Origin of the sequence: Weissella sp. DD23, assembly GCF_001579105.1 — a bacterium.
In the GTDB taxonomy this organism is placed as follows: Bacteria; Bacillota; Bacilli; order Lactobacillales; family Lactobacillaceae; genus Weissella; species Weissella cibaria.
The window spans coordinates 41,955-42,558 of sequence record NZ_KQ970394.1 but is presented as its reverse complement, the minus strand read 5'-3'; the positions used below and the strand labels follow the sequence as shown (position 1 = coordinate 42,558).

Here is a 604-nt window from a genome sequence, read left to right as displayed (position 1 = left end):
ACTGCTCAACGATGTTGAGTCTGACAAACTTGTTGAAGTTGAGTTACTTAATGACGTTGAGTTGCTCAAGCTTGTTGAGGTCGAGCTGCTCAATGACGTCGAGTTGCTCAAACTCGTTGAAGTCGAGTTACTCAAACTCGTTGAAGTCGAGTTACTCAATGACGTTGAGTCTGACAAGCTCGTTGAAGTCGAGTTACTCAATGACGTTGAGTCTGACAAGCTCGTTGATGTTGAGTTACTCAATGACGTCGAGTCTGACAAGCTCGTTGATGTTGAGTTACTCAATGACGTCGAGTTGCTCAAACTCGTTGAAGTCGAACTGCTCAATGATGTTGAATCACTCAAACTTGTCGAAGTTGAACTGCTCAATGATGTTGAATCACTCAAACTTGTCGAAGTTGAACTGCTCAATGATGTTGAATCACTCAAACTCGTTGAAGTCGAGTTACTCAATGACGTCGAGTTGCTCAAACTTGTTGAAGTTGAGTTACTCAATGACGTCGAGTCTGACAAACTTGTTGAAGTTGATCCACTCAACGATGTTGAGTTTGACAAGCTCGTTGATGTCGAGTTGCTCAAACTTGTCGAAGTCGATCCACTCAAC

The 604-nt window shown here is 42.9% G+C and carries 1 protein-coding gene; it reads left to right on the top strand.

All coding sequences use genetic code 11. From position 1 onward, the window contains the following. On the top strand, positions 1-604 hold a 604-nt coding region (locus WEIDD23_RS15015), incomplete at both ends, for a hypothetical protein (protein ID WP_197458844.1).